Below are 19,866 nucleotides of genomic sequence, written 5' to 3'. Positions count from 1 at the left end.
ACGGTGGTCATGTCACTGCCCGTCGGGAACCCGGTCCCCGTGAGGGTGAAGTAGATCGTGGTGTTCTGGAAGGCTGAAACCGGTTTGATCGCCGTTATTGCCGGTGTGCTCACATTATTGACGGTGAATGCACCTGCCATGGTATTCGATGTGCCAACATCAGTCGTCTGGACGTTCACGTTCCACTTGCCGAACGGTGCCGTCTTGTTGATAGCCAGTGTGCCGTTGATCGAGGTCGCAGTTATGGAATTGATCGTGACATTCCTCTCAAAGTACGACCCCTGCGTGAAATTCACCGCAGTAACATCAGTAGTTAGCGGGAAAGTTCCCGTGATGGTGAAGTAGATCGTGGTGTTCTGGAAGGCTGATACGGGTTTTACCGCCGTTATTACCGGTTTGGGTGTATTTACGATCGTAAAGGCACTGGTCTTGACAGTCTGACCGGCATCGTTTGTGGTAAGTACAACATCCCAGGGTCCGTTCACTGCCTGGTAATCCGTATCAAAGGTACCTTTGATCTGGGTACTGCTGACAGAGATGATATTCGTCGTGATTGTGGTATTCTTGTACTTGGTCAGGTTCACGTTCACACCGCTGGGTCCGAGTGCCGCAGGGAAGTTAGTACCGGAGAGAGTAAAGGAGATCGTGGTGTTCCGGGGTCCTGAAAGCGGGGCGATGCCACTGATCGTTGGTGATATGGGTTCGGGAACGTACCCGCTCTTGATGTTTACCGTGGTCTGCGAGAGGGCGACGGTCTCGTTCTTATCGTTCAGGCCCATCAGGTAGGCATAGTAAACGCCGTCGTTGAGGGATGCGAAGGCCTCTTGCGGGATCGTGATCTGGCTTGTCGCCGCGTTGCCGGATAAACCATAGCCGGGAGTAATCGCTATCCGTGAGTAAGAAGTCGATTCCGTGGGAATTGCATAACCGACTGCGCTCAGGTTATACGTGAAAGGAGAATCTTCATTTTGGAGGATCCCTTCATAGAGTAACTCGGTCATATGGGCCGAAGGTGTGAGGGTCTGCCAGGTGTCGTCGGTAGTTTCGGCGAGCTTCGACATATCAATATGTACCCTCATGTTATATTGTGCCGTGGAATTCACAAACAGATAGCCGATCTTGGTCGGGGGTGGATTGGAGTTGGCAAACTTCAGGGTCACATCACCCATCTGGCCCTTGACATAGGTCATGGGGAGGCTGTGGGTTCCGTAATCGTCAGTCCAGGAGATCGGGGTCTCCTCGTTTAAGGCTACCAACGGTGTAAGTGCTAAGATCGTGGTTGTACAGGTAGCCTCATCATGGCGGAGTGCCCCGACAAAATATCTACCGGTACCAGCTTTTTCAGCGGGGAAGTCACCTCCCATATTAGAGGAAGTTGTGGCATCTCCGGTGTAGGGGTTAAGGCTGACAAGGTTGTTGTTGAGGGTAAAATCGAGATTATTCTTGTCGGTAAGAGCGGTATCAATATTTCCATATGCGTTATAGGTATTCGGAGGATTTAATATATTAGCATAAAGTATTCCACTGCTGTTATACATATACATTATGTTTGATGCGTTGAATATCGATCCGCCGGTTGCGCCGGATGTTGCCCAGCTCTCATTATAGTTGACTGCAACCGGGTTACCGATATAGCCTCCCAAGCCTCCAGGTTCTGGAACCGTAACCTTGAACGTCGGCACGCTGGGTGTGATATAATACCGGTCTGCGGGAAGGGGCATAAGGGGGCGGTAATCGATAGTGGAGTCGAGGGGACCTACAATGTGGACCGTGTTGCCGTTGAACGTACCGTTATCGGAACTGAAATTCCGCGTCAGGGTGTTGATCCGGGGTTGCTGTATAACCCGGACATCCGTGTTGTCGCCGGAGGTTGTCTGGATCTCGACCGTTGAATTTGCGGGGTTCCAGAGATCCAGGGTCATGATATGCGACAGGTTCGTATGTCTGAACTGATAATCATGGGCGAGGTCTACCGTCATGGTGGTGGTTGCTGCAACCGGAGTTATTAAAGCAACGAATATCACCAGAAGGAGAACCGAGACCAGTAAAAGCCTTTTATTCCACGTTTTTGTCATACCGAACACCTTAAAATGAATAGATATATGCAGGATAGTATATCTTTCTCTGTAATAAACCATGCGATTTTCTGTTGACGTTGCTTCAGGCATGAAAAAATCCTCGGGATAAGAGCCCGAAATCCCAGAAACGTGCTTCCACCGGCATTATAAATAAAGTGCGGAGAAAACCCGAGGCGTCCATTCATTTCCATGACAATCTGAGGAACTATTGTTCAACGGGAGATCGGCCTGTTGTTTTTTGAAAACCCCGCTTATTTTCCCATGGTTTTTTGCCGGTAAAAAAATACGCTACGCACAAATAGTGAGACGGCAAAATGCTAACCATCATGGAGCAGCAACGGCACCCGTATGAGACCGTTATCGAGGCATTTGCCACCCCCTCCTTATCCCCGGACCTTGTTGTCTGCACACTCTGGCTTGCCGGTGCGATCGGTGCGATCTCTATTCCTCTCGTCAACGAGACGTTTCTGCGGGTGCTGCTCGGGGTGCCGGTCATCCTCTTTATCCCGGGATATGCCCTCATTGCTGCATTGTTCCCCGGGGCAAAGGACATTGACGGGATCGAACGTGTTGCACTCTCGTTCGGCCTCTCCATTGCCGTCGTCCCGCTGGTCGGGCTCGCGCTGAACTATACACCCTGGGGCATCCGGCTCGACCCGATCGTCGTGAGCCTTACGCTCCTTACCCTCTGCCTCTGTATCGTCGCCCAGTACCGCAGGGCACGGCTGCCGCCCGGTGAACGGTTTGTTGTCCCGTTTACAGCGCTCCGGAAGAGCGTGGTGGCTGAATTTTTCCCGAAGGAGGCGTCACGGATCGACCGGGCACTCTCCGTTATCCTCCTCATCGCCATCGTGGCAGCAGCAGCCACAACGGCATTTGTCATCGTTGTGCCGAAAGAAGGCGAGAAGTTCACTGAATTTTTCATTCTCGGGGAAAAGAATATGGCAGCGGACTATCCCACCCGGCTGGCGGTGGGAGAACCCGGAAAGCTGTCGGTTGGCATCGGCAACCACGAGTACCGGAACATCACGTACACGGTCGAGACCTACCTGGTGACCATGAAATTCGATGAGAAGACCAACACGTCATCGCTGCAGGCCATGGACCTGCTCAACCGGTTCACCGTCCCGGTTGCCGATAACCAGACCGTCATAACACCGTACACATTTTCTGCAAAAAAGACCGGGTACAACCGCATCGAGTTCCTGCTCTTCAACCAGACCGTGCCGGACAGCAGTGTAAAGGGTATGGCCCGGATCAACCGGAGCTACCGCGACCTGCACCTCTGGCTGACCATCTATTCAGGATGACGGCACAAGAGAAAAAACCATGGTCACTGACCGCAGTTCTTCATCCGGGCTGCAGCGTTCGACCTGGATCACACTCCCGGTTCCCTCCACGAGAAGACACGCAACGAGACTGCAGATCGGGCAGGGGTTGACAAGACAGCACCGCGGGGATTCTTTCTGGACGGCCATGCACCCGCCGATCAGCCGGTAACCCTCCAGCGAGACCGTGATCGTGGCAGTACCCCGGTCGGTGGTGACCCGGTCGGCGACTTCAAGCAGGTCTACGCCGACTTCGCGGATCAGGTCCGGAAGCGCTGGTACGTCAGGAGGAACAACAAGCTGGTGTCGTTGTACGATCTCAGCGAGCAGGGGACCGGCAGCAGGTACCACAAGCAGCCCGCTCGAACCCGGCGTGGTCACAAAGGAATCTCCCGTAGGTGGCACCCCATTGTAGGCTGAGGTCGGAATAAACTGCATAACGCGATGCTGGCGGTCACCGGAGCCGGGGAGAAAGACCGCACTGCCGGTGATGCCGAGATCCGCACATACGCGGCAGAGATTAATACAGCCCTGGACAGGCAGCAGACTGACATACCCGGTGTCGAGGGGTTCTGCTCCAGACAGGGTTGCAAGAAATATCCCGGTAATGAGGCAGACCAGTCCCGCTATCACGAGTGCTGCGCTGGTCAGGTCCCGCCGGTCGGTCAGGATTGCGATCAGCACAAGCACGATTGCAGCGCAGATCAGGACGAGCGATGCCCGGTAATACGGGTTCAGAGGAGGGATGCGCAGGGCAGGGAGTTTCATACACGGGCTCCGGAACACTGTTTCCTGAACTGGTAGTCACGGATTGCCAGGACTGCAGCGATACCCGCGGTCAGAGCAGAGAGTACGAAAAGAGGCAGGAGCACGTGGTTTGAAAGATAGATCATGAGTGCTACGGCCAGTGTGCAGGACCCCAAGGCAAGTAATGCCGGAAGGTCGTTCCGGGACACTGTCATTCCCATGGCTATGGCACTACTGCCTCCGACCATCCACGCGACGATGAGCTCTTCCCATATACTGGCCGCACCACACGTAACCACCAGCAGTGCACCAAAACAGACGAGGTAAAAAGCCCGGTCATGCCACGTCCTGGTCAGCCAGTATACGGAGACATACAGGGCCAGAAGAAAGAGTGTCAGGTACCACGAGGCTGTTGGATGGATCGCCGTAACAAGGATAACCACGGCTGCCATGAAGAGGATAATCTGGCGATCAGGGGACAGGGAGTTCATGCAAATGCCTCCAGGGTGTCCGCACGCAGGGCTCCTTTTGCGGACCCGCACCATGCCGGATCCCTTTGCGCCGGCAACCGGATATGCATCCGGATCTTCATGGTCTGCGCCTGGCGCACGATCTGCCGGATATGGCTGATATCGCCGCTCCCCAGCGTGAACAGGTAGATCTCTTCAATCGTAAGCGGGCTGATCGTCCGGATCACCTGGCCGGTGAAAGCGAGGACCCGCTGTTCCTGCAATCCCGTCTGGTAGCTGCGGCGCAGGTGCGTGAGGAACCGTGCCTCATCCGGGTCCCGTTCCTCTGAAAGCAATCCGTCAATCTGCCGGATCTCTGCCCGCAGGTCGGACCGGTCCGGCATGCGGTACAGATGAGTTGCCCGTTCCACCGGGTGCATCCATTTACGGAGGGTGGTCATACACCGTTCAAGATCTTTTTCCTCGCCGATAAAATGGAGGATGTTAGGTCCTGAAATGAGGAGCACGGAGACGTACTGGTAGGTCTTGACAGAATATTCCGCGAGACCTGCCACCGCTGCCACCATGCGATCGAAATCCCTGCCGGGAACACCCTCGCCACGCCAGGGGAGGTCAACGATAAGCAGGGGGGGAAGGTTCATCACGCCCATGTACTCCCGGACAAAGATCTTGTTATGCTTGGCTGACTGTTTCCAGTCGATTCGCCGCATGTCGTCACCGGCATAATACTCCCGTAATGACCGGATGCCGAACCCTGAGAGCACGCTCATCTTCTCAATTTCCCGGGTCTCTGCGGTGACCCGATGGGCAGCAGGTTCAAAGAGCCCGGTGGGCTGGACGAAGATGCCGGGTCCGCTGAACCGTTCCGCCGAGAGGATGATATCATCTTCAAAGAACGGGTCAGAGGCAAAGAGAGAGATCCCGGAGAACACAAATTCGCCATGCACCGCGGGGGTGATGCGGTACAGCATCTTCTGCGTCACCGGGGATGGGGAAGGTTCAGCCGTGAGCGACGTCACACCGTCCTGTACCAGGAGCACAGGAGAGAGGTTCTCCTGTATCCTGACCTTCATCCCGGGGGGAACCGAGACCGTGACAGTGGTCGCAACCTGCAGGGTAGTGCCTTTCCGCACCTGGGACCGTTCCGATGACCGCTTGACTTCAACCGATGCAACGACAGCCCGGAACTTCCGGTCAAAGTGGATGTACAGGCCAACGAGTCCGCATACGAGCACTGCTGCAGCAAGAAGGACCGCCAGATCATCCAGAATAAACGCACACGCGGACAGCAGCAGCGTGATCAAGACAAGGCCCTGTGTGCACCGTCTCGGCCTCACGACTCACGGCACCTCAGTCTTTGCCAGGATATCGTCAAGTAACGTTTCGGGATTCAGTCCTTCGACCTCCGCCTCCCGCGTAAGGATCACCCGGTGGCCGAGTACTGCCTTTGCAATCTTCTTGATATCGTCGGGGATGACATAGGTGCGGTTCTGGAGAGCAGCGACGCCCTTCCCTCCCCGGACAAGGGCGATCGAGGCACGCGTGGAGGCACCCAGCTGTATGTCGGGGTGAGTCCGTGTAGCGAGGACAATGTTCCGGATGTACTGGAGGACAGGTTCCTCTACCCTGACCCGGCTGACAGCTGCCACGTGATGCAGGATCGCATCCGGGGAGAGCAGCGGGATTAATGACGCAGCATACTGCTCCCAGTCGAGATGGCCGGAACTCACCCTCCGGATGATATCGAGTTCGTCATCAGCGGACATGTAGCTGGAGCTGATATTGAACATGAACCGGTCCCGCTGCGCCTCGATGAGGGGAAAGGTGCCTTCGAATTCGAACGGGTTCTGTGTCGCGATGACAAAGAACGGGGAGGGCAGGGGTATGGTGTTCCCGTCGATGGTTGCCTGCCGTTCGCTCATTGCCTCGATAAACGCGCTCTGGGACTTGGGGTTGACGCGGTTGATCTCATCTGCAAGGAGGATGTTCGTGAAGACCGGTCCTTTGCTGAGGACGAACTCCCTTTTTTCCTGGTTGTAGATACGCACCCCGATCATATCGGCCGGCTGGAGATCGATGGCGCCCTGGATACGGTTGAAGCTGCAGCCGGTGATGGCGGCAATGGACTTTGCAATCGTGGTCTTTGCCGTGCCGGGTACACCTTCGATCAGGATGTGGCCCTCGGCCAGCATGGCAACCATGATCAGGTCGATCAGGTGCCCGTTGCCCACCACGAACTCTGCCAGTTTTCTGTTGATCGCTTGGTATGTCTGTGAGATCTCGGCAATCTCACGTGCTGTTGCATCGGGTTCCATCAGGCACCTACACAATCCTCTTTCTCCACGCCCACACAGCAGTCAGTACGAGCAGCGCAAGGATGAGGAGCTCAATACTAATTGTTGTTCGTATCAGATGAAGTATTTCGCTGATTCCCTCCGCATCGCGTGTGCGGGAGTTCATCTGGTCGATCAGCACAGTCCTGTTACCCGTAACGAGATCCTGGATAAAAAGCCGGTTGTCCCCGGTCTGATCGGGCTCCTGCATTGCATTGATGAAGATGCTGGGATCGGACAACACGATGAGCTTCCCCCTGCCGATCTGCTCTTCCGCCATGACCGGAAACTGGCCCATGACCTCATCGGCATTGATCCGTTTATCCCCGTTTTCATCAATCCAGCTCAACAGGGATGTCATGAAGATCGTTTCTCCCCCGTCAAGGGCGGCAGGGCGGTTCAGCACGAGCGTCATCGCGCGGGTAGTAATACTGCCGTTGGCCCTCCGGTATACGGCGACGGAATAGGGATCGGCATACTCCTGGTCGATACTCGAGAGGTTTCCTTCCAGGATGATGATCCGGCTGTCCAGGCCTCTCAGGATGCTGTTGCCGGTCCCGAAATCGTCGGCAAGGAAGAGGGTGTTTCCCCGTTCAGCGAAGGCCCGGTACGCAGAGATCTCGGCAGCTTTTGGCTGGCGGAAGGGTGCGATGACGAGCAGGATCGTGTTGTTCCGGTACGATGCGAGCTGGGCAGGGTCGGTGATCATGACGACCTGGTGGCGATCGAGACCGGCAAAGAAATCCGATGTCCCGTTCCAGTCGTTGTTATACCGCGAAAATTCGAGGTCGTTTGCGGAGAGGTGCACAGTCAGGATGAGCACCGCTCCCAGCAGGATTGCCCCCGCTACCCAGAATGCCGCCCTAATGGTGCTCACCTTCCAGCTGTGAATCGGTGGTCTGCATCGTTGTTTCAAATTCTGTCCGGACGGGGGCGGAAAGTGATCCCCCGTACCGGATCTGTTCATATACGGAGACCAGCCGGGAGAAGGCACCGCAGTAGGGCCGCTCCCTGCATGACCGGGACATCTCGCGCGGCGTCAGTACCCGGTAACGGGAAATCCGGAGGTCATGGGCAATACGGCCCGCAATGTCGCAGTATACGGCATGGGAGGCTTCGCTCAGCCCGGCTGACCGGAGGAGCCCGGCATAGCGCTGGAAAAGAGAGACTTCTCCGGCAGGGATATCATCGGGGGAGTGTGTATCCGGGGGTATATCCGCACCGGTTCCCTCATCGCTTATCGCAGGGACTTCAGTACCGGCATCCCCGGACAACTCTGTACGGGCAGCCCTCTTTCCGCTGAATAAGGTTCGTCCCGGCGTCCGCCACAGGTAGTAGACTGCACCTCCGACGAACAGGGAGAAGATACATAACACTCCGAGATAGACAAAAAAACTATAATCCACATGAGGGATGAAGGGGATGAAAGGGATGAGGGGAATTGATATATCGATTGCCTGTATATCGCTCTCCGAGGGATTCAGGGGATACCCCGCACCCGTGAACCGTGCCTGTACCGTATGGTTTCCGTTCGGGAGATTCAGTGCTGCATTAAATTCCCCCTTTGCATCGGTCGTGGCCCGGCTCGCATGAGTCCCGTCCCAGACCAGCTCGACGGGAGCGTTCCGGACCGGCTGGTTCGCCGTCACGGTACCGGTACAGAGTATTTCCCCTGCTTTCCGGGACGGGCTGACCGTCAGGGTAGTTACGGTACCGACCGGAACTATCGTCAGGGTGCGCTGATCTGTCTGCGTGAGACCGGACTCTGCATGAACGACGTGAGTACCGGAAGTGATCTTATCGACAGGGATATCAACCGTATAGCTCCCGACATCATCTGTCGTTACCGTACCGACCGGGGTAGTATCAAGGAAGAGCGTGACCTGTTTGCCGGGGATGCTTGACACGCGGTACCCGTAGAGGGAAAAATAGTACCCGAAACACCTGATAGTATCGCCGTAGCTGCCGGTATCCGGATAGAGGAGCAGGGACATCTGTGAAGTGCGGCGGATGGGGATATCGATCTGCTGGACCTGCTGTTGCGGGTCGACCGTGTTGACATACAGTTCAAAGTCCTGCACGCTCTGCTCCTGGGAGGTCGTGTCAAGGCCCACTTTTTTGCTGACCGTGACAATCTTCGACGATTCAACGCGGTACTGTTCGTAGAGCAAACGTATTTTTTTACGGAGTGTTTCCCCCTGGAGCTGAATGGACGTCAGCATGGTCGGGTTGTTCTGGTCGCGGTACTGGATCTCGAGGCTTCTGAGCTGGTCCAGCGAGATGGAAGAATTCAGAAGTTCCTGCAAGAGTTTTTCCTGGTTCGCACTGCTCTGAGAGAACTCTTCAATCTCGCTCTCATTCATATCAAGTTTGATGATCAGGTTGTTGAGTCTCCGGTCCTTTGCGAAGAGCTCAAGGTCACGCCGGGCCTGATCGATATCCTGGATCCGCACGTTTAAGATAATCGGCCCGGAATAATCGAGCAGGTCCTGCATCAGGGGGAGCAGATCGGTCGTGCTGTTGATCTCCTGGGCCTTCAGGGCATTCGTGTTTTCATGAAACTGCGAGGGGAAAACGTCCGTTTCCAGGGAGTAGAGGAGCGGGCCGGAAAACGAGATCGCCAGCGCTATGATAACGCAGAGTCCGAGAAGTGCAAGAATCAGGTACCGGACATCGTTTCTCATTTTGAGAGGATCTCCAGTATTTTCTGGGTCACGATCCCGCCGAACAGCACGATACCTGCGGCGATCAGGTATTTGATATACCGGAGGTAGGGGGGAAGGGAGAAACGGGTGTCCATCAGTTCAACAACAATAAGAATCCCGATCAGCCAGAGGACAAAAAAAATTTCAATATCGATACGCCAGGCAAGGAGCATGAAGATACTGATAATGACCAGCCAGACTGATAAGACGATGGCAGCGAGATTCTTCTTTTTCATGCAATACGGATAATTATACGTGGTTCCGGATATAGGTAATTTTCTTTGCGGCGACCTGTGCTCCGGATGAGAGACCGATAAATGAGTCTTTCCGGATACGGGGATTGCCAGAAACTTTCGACCCGTATAATAAAAAACCCATCAAAATCTGTGATTGCCCCTTCGCCTCAGGGCCTCTCCGAGGAATGAGTGGTTCGCAGAACCACGAATTCGAGAAGAACCGCCAGATTCTTCGAAGACCGACGAAGGAAGTTGAGAAGTCTGCATGAACTTCGAGCACAGCGGGGCAGGTGGGGGTTTCAGCATTTTTTAGCCTCTGATCCGCCGCGGGGAGGCAGTCGTCGCATCAGCGAGGACTGACTGGAGAAGGTATCAACCTTCGACTGCACCCCGGTGGGGACAGCCGCAGGCTGTGGAGAAGATATCAATCTTCGACTGCGGCGGTGTCCAACGTAACCGGGGTAAGATGGTCTCAACCCGCATCATTGTATCCAAAGAATAATGTGATTATTTCCCGCCCCGGCTAAAAAAATCACAGCGCCGGCTTCTTCTTCAGTGCGGTGACCAGCAGCTTCACACCGGCTTCGATATCCTGCAGGTCCAGCACTTCCACGGGCGAGTGGATGTACCGTGACGGGATGCTGAGTGTTGTACTCGGGATACCCCCCTTCGTGAGATGGATGGCGGTCGCATCGGTTGTGCCCCCGCTGCCGACCTCGAACTGGACCGGGATGTTGTCTGCATCTGCCGCCTCCTTGAGCCAGCTGACCACTTTCCTGCTCGCGATAAGCCCGCGCCCGCTGCTGTCGACGATGGTGATGACCGGCCCTTTCCCCATCTCGACCGGTGCATCCTTCATCTCGATGCCCGGGTGATCACCGGGGATCGTGACATCGGTCGCGATCGCACAGTCCGGGTCCAGCGCATAGGCGCTCGTCCGCGCTCCCTTGAGGCCGACTTCTTCCTGCACGGTAAAAACACCGAAGATCGTGAGCGGGGAGTCCATCTCCTTCAGGGTCTTGATGAGCATGGCAACGCCGGCACGGTTGTCGAACGCCTTGCCGGTCACACGGCCGTTTGCGAGTTCCGCAAACTCCCGGTCAACGGTTACGGGGGTTCCCACGTCCACGCCCATAACTTCTACTTCCTGCCGGTTCGTTGCCCCGACATCGATAAACATGTCATCGATCTTGACGCCTTTCTTGCGCTCGTCGTCGTCCATCATGTGCGGGGGTTTGCCACCGATGACCCCGTACACCGGGCCCTTGGTCGAGTGGAGGATAACCCGCTGGTTGTAGAGCGTGGGGCCGTACCAGCCCCCGAGGGCGACGAACCGGAGGAATCCTTTCTCATCGACGAATTTGACCATCAGGCCGATCTCGTCCATGTGGGCGGCAAGCATCACCTTGAACTTGTTCCCGCGCTTGACCGCGATCAGGTTGCCGAGAGGGTCCTCGCGGATCTCGTCCACGTGACCCTTGAGTTCCTTTTTTATCACCGCAAATACGCTGCCTTCACTGCCCGAGACACCATGGGCATTGGATAATTTCCGTAAGAGTTCTTTGACCATAGTTATCACATTGATGCTTTAATTCGTTCGAGTGCTCGCATAATATTCTGTCGTGATGTGGCATAACTGAACCGGGTGTATTCCGGTGCATTGGCCCCGAATGCGGTACCGGGGACCGCGATCACTCCTTTCGCGATGATCTTCTCCGTCAGTGCCGGCTTCATCGGGACAAAGACATAGAACGCACCTTCCGGTTTTAAGAAGGGCAGGCCCATATCGTTAAGCCCTTTCCAGATGAGGTCGCGGCGTGCCTCGTACTCGTCCCGCATGATCTTCACCGCACTCTGGTCGCCCTCATACGCGGCAACTGCTGCATACTGGGAGATCGAGGTCGCGCATGCCTGGCAGTACTGGTGGACTTTCAGGCACTGCCCGACAATTTCCGGTGATGCGGCGAGATATCCCAGCCGCCAGCCGGTCATCGCATAGGTCTTGCTCGTGGCGTTGATGGTGATCACATTGTCACCGAACTGTGCGGCGCTGTAGTGCTTCTTGCCGTAGATGAAGTGTTCGTACACCTCATCGGAGACGACCGTGACACCCTTGTCCGCGGCATACTCGACAATTGCCCTGATCGATTCCTGGCTCTCGACCGCACCAGTCGGGTTGCCGGGCGAGTTCAGGACAAAGATCTTGGCTCCGTCCATGAGTTTTTTTGCCTTCTCGACATCGACATGGAGCGTTGTTGTCAGCGGGACGCTGACCGGCGTACCGCCGGCAAGGATGGCGAGCGAGGCATAGGAGACGAAACCCGGGTCGGGGCAGAGGACGCGGTCGCCTTTATTCAGGAGCGCCTGCATCACGATATGGAGCGCTTCGCTTGCACCGGCTGTCACAATGAGCTGGTCCGGATGGTATTTGATCCCGTTCTCGTTTTTGAATTTCTTACTGATGGCGGCACGCAGTTCCGGTATCCCGTTGTTCGTGGTGTACCCGGTCTTTCCTTCCCGGATTGCCTGAATCGCCGCATCCTTGATGTGCTGCGGGGTATCGAAGTCCGGCTGGCCGAGGCCAAGGTTGATGGAATCCGGTCCTGCAGCTTCGAAAATTTTCCGGATACCGGAGATCTCGATCCCCGCCACCCGTTCAGAGAATTTCATGCCCATAGGTCACTTCCTTATCTCACTCGATATTCGTATGCCGGTTCTTGAGCGCGTTCTCATCCGTCTTGGTGATCTCCATGAGACGGGAGATGACCGCATCGGCAAAGATCATCGACACCGTCTCGAAGAGCGTGCCGAGCGGGGCGAACGACTTGTGGTCCCCCATCATCTGCCGGATCTCGAACTCCATGGCATCGTCTTCGACTTCGTCGCGGTGGTGTTCGATGATGACATTGCAGTCCGCTATTCTGCCGATCCGTGAGTCCGCGTTGGAGGTGATCAGGCAGATGTGGGCCCCGAGCGCCTTTGCCGTCTCGGCTATATCCGCAACGGTCTTTGTCCTGCCGGAACCGGAAAAGATCACGATGACATCGCCTTTGTTCAGGGCCGGCGTGATGGTCTCGCCAACGACATAGGCCTGGAAGCCAAGGTGCATCAGCCGCATGGCAAATGCCTTGGCGACAAGCCCTGAGCGCCCGGCGCCGATAACATACACCCGTTTGGCTTTTAAGAGTTCAGTAATGAATTTCTCGACATCGTCGTCTGATATTTTGTTGGCGATCGCCCGGATCTTCGATGCCATCAGCAGCATCATTTCCTGTACCCTGTGGCTGTCCATACTTCCCGCACAAAAGATACATCCACATAGTAGATGAGAATTTCTAAGAAGCTGTGCTGTTTTCCGGATATTGACGCTGGAGAGGGATAGATCTTTATGCAATGTTTATAAAAATTAGACTGTGACCTCCCCGCTGGTTAAATGCTCTCCGTTTATCAAATGGGCTGGCGGAAAACGACAACTGCTCGTGGAGCTGGACCGGCGCCTCCCTCCCAGCTGGAACATGTACTACGAGCCGTTTGTCGGAGGCGGCGCACTCCTCGTCAATCTTGATAATCACCACCGGATCTCCCGTGCAGTGATCTCCGACCTGAACAGCGAGCTGGTCAACCTGTACCGGGTGGTACAGAAAAATCCCGGGGCATTGATCGCTGCATTATCCGATGAAACATTCCGGAACGATGAAGCGTCCTATAAAATAAAAAAAGAGCACTTCAACGCCCTGATCGGTGACCCGGAACATGAGATAGAACGGGCTGCACTGCTCATTTACTTAAACAAGCACGGGTTCAACGGCCTCTGGCGGGTGAACAGCAGGGGAAAATTCAATGTACCGTTTGGCAGCCACAAGAAACTGTCTCTCCCGACAGGGGCCAGTATTCTTAAGTTCACCGCCCTGCTGAGGAAAGTTACGATACTGAATGCTGATTTTGAGGCGGCGGTAAAACCTGCACGAAGAGGCGACTTCATCTATTTCGATCCCCCGTACCAGCCCCTGTCAAAAACCGCCAGCTTCACGGATTACAATTCCCGGGGGTTCCGGTTTGAAGACCAGAAGCGGCTTGCACGGGTATTCAAAAAACTTTCAAAAAAAGGGATCCATCTCATGCTGAGTAATTCCAAAGTGCCGGCAATCGAGAAGCTGTATGAGGAATTTTTTATTGAAACTGTTGAAGCAAAACGGTTCATCAACTGCAATGGCGAACGCAGGAGCGGCATACAGGAAATTATTGTGACCAATTACCGGTACGAATGAAGCGGATCGGTTTTCAACAATGATAACAATGGTGTTAAAAAATGCTCAGGTAAAGTCCCTGATTAAAATTTTCCCTACTTTTTAACAAGCATCGAGATTTTAGTTATGATTCTCCCCCCTCCCTGCTACGCAGGGAGTCGCTCGGGCGCTTATCGGGCCCTCGCTGGGCAAGGTTCTGGATCAATCTTGCGTACAGGTAAGTGCGTAGCGCAAAACCCGCAAGGCGTTTTGCGCGTCGGGCATCGTGACATATCGGATAATACCAGCAGCACCAATCGTTAACTGCATTAGTGGGAGCCTAAAAATATGACCGGCTTTTTTTCTTAAAAAATCAGAACTATTGGTCCCACGTAAATTGTTCCAGCACCATCTCAAAAAGAGTTTCAGAGTTTTGAGACAAGGTCCCGGAGAACCGCGGCCGGCTCTTTTGATTTCACCACGCTTGACGCAAGGAGAACGCCATCGGTACCGAGATCGAGGGCAATTCGTACACATTCGCCGGACTGGATACCCGCTCCGGTGAGCACTTTGACCTTCGGGTTGACTGCATGGACTGCGGCCACGGACTTCCGTATGATATCCGGGTTCGCTTTTGAGACGGAGACCCCGCTGCCGATAAGTTCCGGAGGCTCAATGGCCACGTAGTCCGGGGCAAGGGCCGCTGCCCCCGCACTGGTGACCTCGTTGTTCGAGCAGATCACGGAGATGAGCTGGTGAGCCTGCAGGCCCCGTACCGAGGCTTCGATCTCTGCAAGGGTCAGGCGCCGCTCGGAATGGTTTACGAGCGATCCCGCAACGCCGGCGCTCTTTATCGCATCGACAGTGACATGCCCGGTATTTGCCCCGGGTTCACAGCCGTCGACATGCTGGGCATACACCGGGATGGAAAAGTGGTGGCTGATGGGATGGAGATCGATATAGCCCGGGGCGATTCCTATCGTGACGCCGCTCTCATGTGCAACGAGCTGGGCGGCCTGGGCGATCATATGGGCCCGGTTGCCGGTACCTTCCCGGTATGTCTTCAGGTTTACCAGAATCAGTGGTGATGTCATGCCAATATCTCCTTATGTGCACTATTGAATACTCAATTTTGGTTCCGGTATGATGAATATTTGGTAACGTTGGCGCATGCAGCCCCGGGTTTTTTAGTTCAAAATTATAGTGAATGCCTTGGTTACACCTGCAGAAACAAACGAATGTACCAGTGAAGAAACAATCCGGTAAAACGGATAAGAAGAAGAAGAGATAACTCGTTTTTACCGCACGGATCTTCTCAATAACGTATGCTGAAAAATTCTCCTGGTCAGCCTGGTATTTTCAGCAGGCCCGGAAGGAGAAAAGTTTCCGGGATGCCCGTCGTAAACAATGAGGCGTTATTCCCGGAGGCCCCGTATGAAATGGCCGGTCGTGATGCCCCCGATAGCGATCTCTTTGACCTGCTCTTTTAATCGGTTAAGAACTGCCTCGCGGGATTGACCTGTCCCGTTACCGGTTATTTCAACTGCCTCCCGGTACAATGTGACCATCCTTGCCGTATACGAGGGGGGCCGGTGCCGGGCATCAATAGCAACCTCAGCGATGCCTGCATCCCAGATGGCAGGGAGCAGATCGATGAGACAGAGCTCGGATGCGTTGCTGATATGCGTGCGGCAGTCGCCATCAGTGATCAGGGGGAATACCCGTCCGGTCTCATCCTGTAACCCGAGGAAACCTGACGGGAATTTCCCTTCGTTGCCGGTCCCGTTCCTCCGGCAGGGCACTGCAAGGCGGGAGATGCAGTCTTCCGTGATCATCGCCTCGCTGCTTCCCTGGACGATGAGGGAAAAAACCGGGGCGTTTCCATGGGCCATGGCAAGCCCGGTCAGTATGCGGATCTCCTCACAGGAGAGTTCCGGGGAGAGGGTGAGCAGTGTGTACGATATCCCGGCACGCGTCACAGCGGCGTGGTTGAAGATATTGAGGCCGATCGATCCATGGAGGGTAAGGGAAGGGACTGCGCTGAGGAGGGCATGGGCAATGCCCGGGTTCTCCACCATGCATTCTTTTAGCCCGTTGCCGTGCAGGAACACAACTTCAGGGATGAGTGCATCGAGTGAGGAATCGTGGGCAATGCGGGGGAACTTCCAGACCAGGGTGACCCCGGCATCCCGGCAGGCATCCATTGCGGCAAGGATCCGGGAACGCAATGATGTGCCCGGTTCACGTTCAGTGCACTGGTGCCTGCCGGAGGGCAGGAAGGGTTCATAACAGATCGTGTCAGCGCCGGACACGGCTGCTATCTGCACACCTTCCAGCGAATCAGTGTAGACGGAAAGGCGGAACCGGGAGGAGGTTACATCAGGACGTGCCGGGATAACGAGAGGTGAGGGGAGTGGCATCGTGCGCAACCGCTGCCGGACCTGGTATACATCCTCTGGAAGGGGGCGGGAGGCGACCTCCAGCTGCTCTTTGGCCAGCTGGAAAAATTCCCGCCGAACGTCGTTCAGGACCGCAACCGGTGCGAACATTGTGCCGTCGTAGTGGAGCTGTATATGACGGACGGTAAACGGGGTTCCACCGGTTCTTTTCAGCTGCTGTTCCAGCTGTTCGCAACTGATGGGATGCGTGCGGGCAGGTTCCATATGCTGCCGTGAACGGAAAGAGACCGGAAGGGAAGCACCGTTCTGCCGCAGAATCGTCCCCACGATCTGGAATGAACCATCGGGCAGTACGGTGACGTCAAGACAGACGGGGATAGGCCGGAGGTGGCCCGGGTCAGGTTTTGCGATAATCCGTCGTACCTTTGCGTCGAGGTCCCGCGAGGATGTAATATATACCGAAGCTCCCGCAGCAACGGTGCCGGGCACGGCAAGGGTGAACCCGTTACCGGTTTTCCGTGGTGGGGAGTTGAGCGCAAAACCCCGGTCAGGATCGATCTTTCCCGGGCCCGTGATCAGCATCCCGTCACCGGTGACCGGCTGAACGGGGATAACCGACCGGATTTTTGCAACTGAGATATTCCGGTCATACTGTTCGACCACGCCGACCAGCAGGCCCCGGTTGTCCGGTGCATCCCTGCCCATCAGTTTTTCATACCGGTCCCCGAGCAGGTATCCCCCGGTAAATCCCCGGTTGAACGCGAGCAGCAGGTCACGGGTTGCCTCCGGGGACTCCTGCCACGTTCCCGCGGCAATCGCATCGAGCGCCTGCCGGTAGGTGGAGACGACGATGGCGACATATTCCGGGGATTTCATCCGCCCCTCGATCTTCAGCGAGGCCACCGGAGAACGGACGAGTTCCGGCAAATGGCTGTACGTGCAGAGATCCTTTGGTGAGAGCAGGTACCGGTTCTTTTGCGGGACGGGAGAGAGCCGGCCCGGCCTGCCGTACTCGTCGGTTTCCCCGCGGACGAGGCTATAGGGCTTCCGGCAGGGCTGGGCGCACATGCCCCGGTTGCCGCTCCTGCCGCCGATCGCGGACGAGAGGAGGCACTGTCCTGAGTAACTGTAACAGAGAGCCCCGTGGGCAAAGACCTCAAGGCCGACGCCGGTATCCTTCGTCTCTTCTGCAATGCGGCAGACCTCTTCGAGCGAGAGCTCGCGTGCGAGCACGACCCGGGAGAATCCCTGTTCGTGTGCCCAGCGCACCCCCCCGCTCGTCTGAATGGTGAGTTGCGTCGAGGCATGGAGGGTGAGCCCGGGCAGGTATTCCCGTGCGAGCGCGGCGATACCGGTATCCTGCACAAGGACCGCGTCCACACCGATAGCATAAAGCCAGACGAGGTACTCCATCACGCCGGCCAGTTCCCGGTCGTGGACGAGGGTGTTCACCGTGACATAGACGCGGATGCCATGGGAATGCGCAGAGGTCACGGCCTCTTCAATCTCTTTATCGGAAAAGTTGGCGGCATACTTCCGCGCCCCGAACCGTTTCCCGCTCAGGTAGATCGCATCCGCTCCGGCGGCCATGGCCGCATGGAAGGCCTCGGGGGATCCTGCCGGTGCAAGGAGTTCCGGCAGGAGTTGGCGGGTGGAGTTCCGGGGTAGTACTGTCATACGTGCACCAGGCCCGGGAAATATATTCCCAGGAGGCCGATCGTGGCAAGGATCGTGAGGATGAGGGAAGGGACATAACCGGCCATCGTGAATAAGAGGGACCGGTACTTGGGCCAGCCCAGCACCCATGAGACCGGGGCATTCGCATAGACGCCGATAATGATCTCGCAGGGGATCAGGCCGAGAATACCATATCGTTCCACGGCGGCTGACTGGTGGCCAGCCTGCCGTGTCTTTTCGAGGAACCGCGTGACGGGCGCATACGTGTGGCCGATGGTATCGAAGATGTCAAAGAGGCCAAGGAAGAGACCTGTCTCCGTGCACATGAGGACGTAGAAGACGAAGAGCGGGGGGAGACCGAACGCGAGGCCGACCGGCGCCGCCCCGTATTCGATCAGCAGACCACTGCCGATAAGGGCCAGCGTGGGTGCAAGGGGAAAGCCCAGGAACAGGACCGGGAGGAGCGGGAGGATCAGTGCGATGAGCACGCCCTTCCCCAGTGCTGCCCCGATGTGCCGCGGGAATGTGTGTCTGTCCCAGGATTCCATTGCCGTGATATAGTGTTTGCTTAAAGAGGAATAAACAGGTATCTTCCCTCACCCGCTTACGGTCCCGATAGATTGTTCTTTTCTCATCAGGGTTCTGGCACATCTTTTTGTTACGTGCCGCCCAACATCAGGGTACATGAAGATCGTTGCTGCCCTCACCGATCCTACGCATGCAGCCCTGGCTGAACAGCAGGGAGCTGACCTGATCGAACTCCGCGTTGATCTGTACGAAGGGGACCTGGTGCAGCTGGCGAAGAGCGCCCGGGCTGCCTGCTCGCTTCCGATCATTATCACCCTCCGTTCAGCACCGGAAGGCGGGCATTTTTTCGGGACAGCAGACGAGTGGATAACGAGAGTGGAGCCGCTTATCCCGTTTGCCGATTACATCGATATCGAGCAGAACTTTGACCAGCATGCCTATCTCATCAGGAATGCCAAAAAGAAGATCATCGCCTCCCATCACACCGGCCAGATGATCCCGCTCTATATCCTTTTTGTGATGGAACGCGAACTCCGGGAGTACGGGGATATCCCCAAGATTGTGGTGACTCCGCAGAACGAGGAGGACATCATCGAGCTCCTCGCCTTCACCCATGCGGTGAACAAGCCGGTCATCACGGGTGTCATGGGGAGGGCGTTCCGGTACGCCCGGGCCATGCTGCCCCTGTTCGGCTCCGAATTCGTCTACTGCCATACCGGGGAGCCGACGGCCGAGGGACAGTACTCTGTCGAAGAGTTCGTGCAGCTGAAGAAGCTGCTGCTCGGGTAATCCCGGGGCAGGTCACGAACACTTTTTCCGAACACAGTTTTTTCGGGATCTGACGAAGGAAGAAGAGAAAATATCGCCAGATATTTTCGGGATCTGACGAAGGAAGAAGAGAAAATATCGCCAGATATTTTCGGGATCTGACGAAGGAAGAAGAGAAAATATCGCCAGATATTTTCGGAATCTGACGAAGGAAGAAGAGAAAATATCGCCAGATATTTTCGGAATCTGACGAAGGAAGAAGAGAAAATATCGCCAGATATTTTCGGGATCTGACGAAGGAAGAAGAGAAAATATCGCCAGATATTTTCGGAATCTGACGAAGGAAGAAGAGAAAATATCGCCAGATATTT

Annotated in this window: 18 protein-coding genes; 3 read left to right on the top strand and 15 right to left on the bottom strand. The window is 55.7% G+C overall.

Going from position 1 to position 19,866, the window contains the following annotated elements; translation table 11 throughout:
• Window positions 1–2,075, bottom strand: a 2,075-nt coding sequence (locus ABSG49_RS11710) for a hypothetical protein (protein WP_424026314.1), incomplete at its 3' end; no start/stop codon positions are given.
• A gap of 317 nt (window positions 2,076–2,392) precedes the next feature.
• Between ABSG49_RS11710 and ABSG49_RS11705 the strand changes: the two genes are divergently transcribed.
• Complete coding sequence (locus ABSG49_RS11705) at window positions 2,393–3,388, top strand: DUF8471 domain-containing protein (protein WP_424026313.1); 996 nt, start codon at window positions 2,393–2,395, stop codon at window positions 3,386–3,388.
• Here ABSG49_RS11705 and ABSG49_RS11700 read toward each other — a convergent pair.
• The 10 genes from ABSG49_RS11700 to hxlB form a co-directional block, all read right to left on the bottom strand.
• Window positions 3,380–4,174, bottom strand: coding sequence for a DUF7982 domain-containing protein (locus tag ABSG49_RS11700; RefSeq protein ID WP_424026312.1), 795 nt, complete (start codon window positions 4,172–4,174; stop codon window positions 3,380–3,382). The genes ABSG49_RS11705 and ABSG49_RS11700 overlap by 9 nt on opposite strands.
• The gene (locus ABSG49_RS11695) at window positions 4,171–4,644 is read right to left on the bottom strand and encodes a hypothetical protein (protein WP_424026311.1); all 474 of its coding nucleotides are present in this window, start codon (window positions 4,642–4,644) and stop codon (window positions 4,171–4,173) included. Before ABSG49_RS11695 ends, ABSG49_RS11700 begins: the two co-directional genes overlap by 4 nt.
• A complete protein-coding gene (locus ABSG49_RS11690) occupies window positions 4,641–5,960 on the bottom strand; it encodes a DUF58 domain-containing protein (protein ID WP_424026310.1) in 1,320 nt (439 codons plus the stop codon). The genes ABSG49_RS11695 and ABSG49_RS11690 overlap by 4 nt, the downstream gene beginning before the upstream one ends.
• 3 nt (window positions 5,961–5,963) lie before the next feature.
• A complete protein-coding gene (locus ABSG49_RS11685; protein ID WP_424026309.1) occupies window positions 5,964–6,938 on the bottom strand; it encodes an AAA family ATPase in 975 nt (324 codons plus the stop codon).
• A gap of 7 nt (window positions 6,939–6,945) precedes the next feature.
• Complete coding sequence (locus tag ABSG49_RS11680) at window positions 6,946–7,833, bottom strand: DUF4350 domain-containing protein (protein WP_424026308.1); 888 nt, start codon at window positions 7,831–7,833, stop codon at window positions 6,946–6,948.
• Entirely contained in the window at window positions 7,820–9,640 is a 1,821-nt protein-coding gene (locus ABSG49_RS11675) for a hypothetical protein (RefSeq protein ID WP_424026307.1), read from the bottom strand. Before ABSG49_RS11675 ends, ABSG49_RS11680 begins: the two co-directional genes overlap by 14 nt.
• Window positions 9,637–9,897: a DUF8044 family membrane protein gene (locus ABSG49_RS11670; protein WP_424026306.1), complete on the bottom strand. Its 261-nt coding sequence runs from the start codon at window positions 9,895–9,897 to the stop codon at window positions 9,637–9,639. The genes ABSG49_RS11675 and ABSG49_RS11670 overlap by 4 nt, the downstream gene beginning before the upstream one ends.
• Window positions 9,898–10,429: 532 nt before the next feature.
• A complete protein-coding gene (locus ABSG49_RS11665) occupies window positions 10,430–11,467 on the bottom strand; it encodes a M42 family metallopeptidase (protein ID WP_424026305.1) in 1,038 nt (345 codons plus the stop codon).
• Between the two features lie 5 nt (window positions 11,468–11,472).
• Window positions 11,473–12,573, bottom strand: a complete 1,101-nt coding sequence (locus ABSG49_RS11660; RefSeq protein ID WP_424026304.1) for a pyridoxal phosphate-dependent aminotransferase — start codon at window positions 12,571–12,573, stop codon at window positions 11,473–11,475.
• Between the two features lie 16 nt (window positions 12,574–12,589).
• Window positions 12,590–13,189, bottom strand: coding sequence for a 6-phospho-3-hexuloisomerase (hxlB, locus tag ABSG49_RS11655; protein WP_424026303.1), 600 nt, complete (start codon window positions 13,187–13,189; stop codon window positions 12,590–12,592).
• A gap of 121 nt (window positions 13,190–13,310) precedes the next feature.
• On the opposite strand from hxlB, the gene ABSG49_RS11650 reads away from it, so the two are divergent.
• On the top strand, window positions 13,311–14,165 hold the full coding sequence (locus ABSG49_RS11650) for a DNA adenine methylase (RefSeq protein ID WP_424026302.1): 855 nt from the start codon (window positions 13,311–13,313) through the stop codon (window positions 14,163–14,165).
• A gap of 383 nt (window positions 14,166–14,548) precedes the next feature.
• On the opposite strand, the gene tpiA is transcribed toward ABSG49_RS11650, so the two are convergent.
• From tpiA to ABSG49_RS11635, 3 genes are all read right to left on the bottom strand, one after another.
• A complete protein-coding gene (tpiA, locus tag ABSG49_RS11645; protein WP_424026301.1) occupies window positions 14,549–15,217 on the bottom strand; it encodes a triose-phosphate isomerase in 669 nt (222 codons plus the stop codon).
• Window positions 15,218–15,538: 321 nt separating this feature from the next.
• On the bottom strand, window positions 15,539–18,199 hold the full coding sequence (locus ABSG49_RS11640) for a U32 family peptidase (protein ID WP_424026300.1): 2,661 nt from the start codon (window positions 18,197–18,199) through the stop codon (window positions 15,539–15,541).
• Window positions 18,196–18,747, bottom strand: coding sequence for a hypothetical protein (locus ABSG49_RS11635; protein WP_424026299.1), 552 nt, complete (start codon window positions 18,745–18,747; stop codon window positions 18,196–18,198). The genes ABSG49_RS11640 and ABSG49_RS11635 overlap by 4 nt, the downstream gene beginning before the upstream one ends.
• Before the next feature lie 136 nt (window positions 18,748–18,883).
• Here ABSG49_RS11635 and ABSG49_RS11630 point away from each other — a divergent pair, with 136 nt between their 5' ends.
• Window positions 18,884–19,516, top strand: a complete 633-nt coding sequence (locus ABSG49_RS11630) for a type I 3-dehydroquinate dehydratase (protein ID WP_424026298.1) — start codon at window positions 18,884–18,886, stop codon at window positions 19,514–19,516.
• A 12-nt stretch (window positions 19,517–19,528) separates the two neighbouring features.
• Here the strand turns inward: ABSG49_RS11630 and ABSG49_RS11625 are convergent.
• Window positions 19,529–19,866, bottom strand: a 338-nt coding sequence (locus tag ABSG49_RS11625; protein ID WP_424026297.1) for a hypothetical protein, incomplete at its 5' end; no start/stop codon positions are given.

This window comes from Methanoregula sp. (assembly GCF_049510175.1).
GTDB lineage: Archaea > Halobacteriota > Methanomicrobia > Methanomicrobiales > Methanospirillaceae > Methanoregula.
Note: the sequence above shows the minus strand (reverse complement) of the source record. Positions and strands in the feature narration are given on the sequence as shown.

Coding starts and splice junctions, on each gene's coding strand:
- ABSG49_RS11705 (WP_424026313.1), top strand. CDS start 2,393: ATGCTAACCATCATGGAGCAGCAACGGCACCCGTATGAGACCGTTATC.
- ABSG49_RS11700 (WP_424026312.1), bottom strand. CDS start 4,174: ATGAAACTCCCTGCCCTGCGCATCCCTCCTCTGAACCCGTATTACCGG.
- ABSG49_RS11695 (WP_424026311.1), bottom strand. CDS start 4,644: ATGAACTCCCTGTCCCCTGATCGCCAGATTATCCTCTTCATGGCAGCC.
- ABSG49_RS11685 (WP_424026309.1), bottom strand. CDS start 6,938: ATGGAACCCGATGCAACAGCACGTGAGATTGCCGAGATCTCACAGACA.
- ABSG49_RS11675 (WP_424026307.1), bottom strand. CDS start 9,640: ATGAGAAACGATGTCCGGTACCTGATTCTTGCACTTCTCGGACTCTGC.
- ABSG49_RS11670 (WP_424026306.1), bottom strand. CDS start 9,897: ATGAAAAAGAAGAATCTCGCTGCCATCGTCTTATCAGTCTGGCTGGTC.
- ABSG49_RS11665 (WP_424026305.1), bottom strand. CDS start 11,467: ATGGTCAAAGAACTCTTACGGAAATTATCCAATGCCCATGGTGTCTCG.
- ABSG49_RS11660 (WP_424026304.1), bottom strand. CDS start 12,573: ATGGGCATGAAATTCTCTGAACGGGTGGCGGGGATCGAGATCTCCGGT.
- hxlB (WP_424026303.1), bottom strand. CDS start 13,189: ATGGACAGCCACAGGGTACAGGAAATGATGCTGCTGATGGCATCGAAG.
- tpiA (WP_424026301.1), bottom strand. CDS start 15,217: ATGACATCACCACTGATTCTGGTAAACCTGAAGACATACCGGGAAGGT.
- ABSG49_RS11640 (WP_424026300.1), bottom strand. CDS start 18,199: ATGACAGTACTACCCCGGAACTCCACCCGCCAACTCCTGCCGGAACTC.
- ABSG49_RS11635 (WP_424026299.1), bottom strand. CDS start 18,747: ATGGAATCCTGGGACAGACACACATTCCCGCGGCACATCGGGGCAGCA.
- ABSG49_RS11630 (WP_424026298.1), top strand. CDS start 18,884: ATGAAGATCGTTGCTGCCCTCACCGATCCTACGCATGCAGCCCTGGCT.